The 4515-nt window shown below is 47.8% G+C and carries 3 protein-coding genes; all 3 read right to left on the minus strand.

Going from position 1 to position 4515, the window contains the following annotated elements; genetic code table 11:
- Nucleotides 1-1872 (minus strand): phosphoribosylformylglycinamidine synthase (locus J7K63_08325; GenBank protein ID MCD6235024.1); only part of this gene is annotated, 1872 nt, incomplete at its 3' end.
- Between the two features lie 11 nt (nucleotides 1873-1883).
- A complete protein-coding gene (locus J7K63_08330) occupies nucleotides 1884-2972 on the minus strand; it encodes a phosphoribosylformylglycinamidine cyclo-ligase (GenBank protein ID MCD6235025.1) in 1089 nt (362 codons plus the stop codon).
- A gap of 302 nt (nucleotides 2973-3274) precedes the next feature.
- Nucleotides 3275-4309 (minus strand): 3-deoxy-7-phosphoheptulonate synthase, encoded by a 1035-nt coding sequence (locus tag J7K63_08335; protein ID MCD6235026.1) that lies wholly within the window; start codon nucleotides 4307-4309, stop codon nucleotides 3275-3277.
- Nucleotides 4310-4515 lie beyond the last annotated feature (206 nt).

Here is a 4515-nt window from a genome sequence, read left to right on the forward strand (position 1 = left end):
AACCAAGGGTTTTTGCCATACTGCCTCAAGCTGTTTCCGGGGCACGCCATTATGGAGAAAATCCAGATCCAAAAGGGCCGCGATTTGGTCCTTATAAAAAAGTTTTAGATTGCCCGAATTGGTAAACTGACCGATATCCGTCACTTCCACATCATAAAGGCGTGCCAGTTCAAAAATCTTTTCCTTTTTATCCGGTTCAATGACCAGTGTCATCCGCTCTTGGGATTCGGAAACAAAAATTTCCCAGGGCCGGAGACCGGGATATTTGAGGGGCACTTTATGCAGATAGACCTCTGCTCCTCCGGAAATCTGTGCCAGTTCGCCGATGGAGGATGAGAGCCCGCCGGCCCCGTTATCGGTGGAACATTTAATCAGTCCCTCCCGGGCGGCATCCACCATGAAATCGGACATGTTTTTCTGGGTGATGGGGGATCCGATCTGTACGGCGGATCGTGGCGAGTGTTCATCGATTTCCAGGGAGGAAAACGTGGCGCCGTGAATGCCGTCCTTCCCTACGCGTCCGCCGGCCATGACAATCCGATCCCCGGGATCAATGGTTTTAACCCAGGTGGGGCGTTCGCCGTATTTAAGGGGCATTACCGCCGCCGTGCCGCAAAAAACCAGGGGTTTTCCGCTGAAGCGGTCATCAAATATGACAGACCCGTTAATCGTGGGAATACCCGATTTATTACCTCCGTCTTCAATGCCTTTTACCACACCGGTCATGATGCGCCTTGGATGCAGTTGTCCGGGCAGTAGTTTACCCGGGTGATTCGGGTTTCCAAAACAGAGGACATTGGTATTGAAAAGCAATTTTGATCCGCCGATACCGGTCCCCAAAGGATCCCGGTTAACACCTACAATACCTGTCAATGCTCCGCCATAAGGATCCAGTGCTGATGGTGAATTATGCGTTTCCACTTTCCAGATAAAGCAGGATTTATTATTGATCCTGACCACACCGGCATTATCCGTAAAAACCTTCAGAAGCCAGGGATTTCCCGCTTTTTCAAAGCGTTTCCGGATGATGTCGGTCGATTTCCGGATGTAGGTTTTAAACAGGGAATCGATGATTTCATCTTTCCCATTTTCCTCATCCCGGAAATGAATCAGGGCATTGAATTCCTTATGCTTGCAGTGTTCGGACCATGTTTGCCCTAAAATTTCCAGTTCACAATCGGTAGGATTTTCATCAAGGCCTGCCCTTCCCCTTGCCGCCCGGACATCCTCCCGGGAAAAATAGTCCCGGATGGCCTTCATCTCATCCGGATTTAATGACAGCAACATGTCCGTGGAGAGCCGGAGGAGGGCATCATCCTCAAGATTCACGGGAATTGTTTTTATTTCAGTCCGGGTTTCGATACGCACATCCGGTACATAAGTGATAGGCTCAGAAACCGGTCCGGCTTCAAAGTGGTTGATCAGAGGATTTCCCAGAAGTTCCTCTCCCAGTTTGATTAAATCGTTTTGAGCCACCGGTTTTTCAAAATAATAGAGATCTGCGGTATAAATCTGCTGGACATGGGTGGAAAATTCCCGGTTCAGGGTATCGCCCAGGGCTTTTTGCGCCGAGATTCCCTCGTCGTCCGTCACCCCGGGACGTTTGGCAATCAGCAGTTTGCGCGCAAATCCCTCCGCCGGGTAAAAAGTGCCGATATAAACATCCTGCATCACCGGGTCACGGAGGACGGTTTCAGCAAAAAGTCGGATTTCTTCAGGGGATATATCAAGATTGACGGTAAACATTTTGGAGGATTTTACCCTGCCCGTATCCAGGTGCAGATAGCGTTTTGCGGAATATTCCACCCGCTCGCCGGTAACGTCTCTGATATGATCTTTCAGAATGAGTTGGATAAAATACGTCTGTGGCACAAAAGGCTCCTTTACCTTAGGAGATACTCAAGTTGTTGGGGATCATTGCCCCGGGAGTATAAGCAAATGCGCGGATCAGAAACAATAAAACCTGCTCGTTGGACGGGGTATTCATATTTTCCGGCCAGTTCAGAGAGGGCAGTGAATGCGTGTTCATCGGACACCAGAAGCATACCGTTTCCCATATTCCAAAGGCGGTATGCGGTTTTTTCGGGAATGGCTCCCAGTTCCTGAATTTTCTTCATCACGGGGTGGGGGTCAAAAAGGGTATTCAGATCCGCACCAAAACCTGAACTTTTCAACACCCGGGTAAAATTTTCACCGATCCCGCCACCGGTGATATGGGCGATGCCGTAGAGTGGCACACGGGCTTTCATCAAATCGGTAATCAAGGGAGCAAAAATCCGGGATGGGGTCAGCAGGATTTCTCCCCAGGATTGATTTTCGGACCATGATTTGGTATGCCATTCCGGACCAAAGGCCTCATGCATCACTTTCCGGATCAGGGAAAATCCATTGCTCCGGAATCCCCGGGAGGCCAGGGAAACCACCATCTGGCCGGGACGGATATTCGAACCGTCAATGAGCTCGGATCCTTCAGGAATGAGTCCTGTCGCCGTGGAACACCAGTTAAAGTGCATGCGGTCTCCATATCCGCCAATTCGCCCGCCCAGTTCAGCTATTTCACCGCCGGTTACGGTCATACGGGCAAGCTTAACCGCCTTATAGAGTCCGCCCATCAGAGCATCTACAATCTCATGATCAAGAAAATCCACATCCAGAATATTGGAAAGATTGACAGCCTCAATACCGTTGGCTGCCAGGTCATCGGCTGTCATGGCAACCAGATCGAAACCCAGGGTATCATAGATACCGGTCCGCTCAGCCAATTCGATTTTCGTCCCGATACCATCCGACGAAATCCCCACCTTAACTCCGCGATAGTCCATGACATTGGAAAAAACACCATCTACTGCCATCAAAGGGTTACCTGATCCGGGGGGACGATGCATAAAACTTTTTTTTGCCCATGAATAAGCGGTGCGGGAGCATTGATTTCCAAGATCGATATCAATGCCGCTTTTGGTGGATTCAGCCATGGGATCCTCTATGTCAGTTGGGAATTTTTTGTATTGTGCGTATCTTTAACATCACGGCGGGAAATTCCCGTTTTTTTTCTTAAAAAGCAATGAAAACGTTTAAACGTTTAAATGTTTAAATGTTTAAACGTTGATTCGCAGCGCTCAGTATTCAAAAAGAACACCTTAAACACCGAAGATGCCGGAATTTTTGAATACTATAAAATGGCAATTGAATACTGAGCACAATCCTGATAAACCGGCCCTACTCCGTAAAGATTAAAAAGAGATAATTTTTTACAAATCTTATAAAAACTAAATTTCTAACGGGCGGCTTCTTCGGCAATTTTCAGAAGGAGTTGTTCCGTTTCATTCCATCCGAGGCACGGATCGGTAATGGATTTGCCAAACACCGTGCCGCTTGATTCCTGTCGTCCACCCACGAGATAACTTTCAATCATCAACCCTTTAATGATTTTTTTTAATTCGGGGTTGTGATAACGGCTTTGCATCACCTCCATGGCGATGCGTGGTTGTTCTTCATAGCGTTTATTGGAATTATCATGGTTGACATCCACAATGAGGGAGGGATTTTTCAGTTCCTGTTTCAAATAGAAATAACTGATTCGGAGAAGGTCTTCATAATGATAGTTGGGGACACGTATTCCCGAAGGATCCACAGCGCCCCGGAGAACACCATGGGCTAAAGGATTTCCATCTGTCCGGACTTCTTTATTGTTATAAACAAACACATGTGAATGCTGGGCGGCATAGATGGATTCCAGCATCACCCGGACTTCACCGGATGTGGGATTTTTCATTCCCACGGGAATATCCAATCCACTTACTGTGAGTCGGTGTTGCTGATTTGCCACTGACCGTGCACCAATGGCAACATAGGAGAGCAGGTCCTCCACATAAGGATAATTCCCGGGGTAGAGCATTTCATCGGCGGCAGACAGGTGGGATTCTGCCATAGCCCGGATATGCATTTTACGCAGGGCTTTGATCCCTTCCACAATATTGGGTTTTGCCATAGGATTGGGCTGATGGAGCATGCCTTTATAGCCTGTACCCAGGGTACGGGGCTTATTGGTATAAATGCGGGGAATGAGAAGCAGAGAATCCCGGACTTTCTCCTGAACGCCTGCCAGGCGGGACACATATTCACAGACTGCATCCGGGTCATGGGCAGAACAGGGACCTACAATCACAAGAAAAGCGGACGATTCGCCACGGATAATCATGGAAACCGCTTCATCCCTATCTTCCTTAACCCGTCTCAAGGATTCCGGCAGGGGAAGTTCCTTAAGCATTTCTTCCGGTCTGGGAAGATCCTGTATAATATGGAAAGCCATGATAACCCCCGTAAATTTTTTTGAATTTAACAAAAACGTTTAAACGTTTAAACGTTTAAACGTTTAAACGTTGAAGCATCCGTGCCAGAGATTCATTGCTGCCACATACCTCAAACGGCACGAAACCCGGATCTCAGTATATACATACCTAAACTATAATACATCTACCTCTTGGTATACATCACATTGGCTGAATCTTTCAGACA

The sequence above is a fragment of the Candidatus Neomarinimicrobiota bacterium genome, assembly GCA_021157965.1.
Lineage (GTDB): Bacteria > Fidelibacterota > Fidelibacteria > Fidelibacterales > Fidelibacteraceae > Fidelibacter.

Bases quoted from the DNA above. Each gene is read 5' to 3' on its own strand.
- J7K63_08330 (MCD6235025.1), bottom strand. From the start codon at position 2,972: ATGGCTGAATCCACCAAAAGCGGCATTGATATCGATCTTGGAAATCAA.
- J7K63_08335 (MCD6235026.1), bottom strand. From the start codon at position 4,309: ATGGCTTTCCATATTATACAGGATCTTCCCAGACCGGAAGAAATGCTT.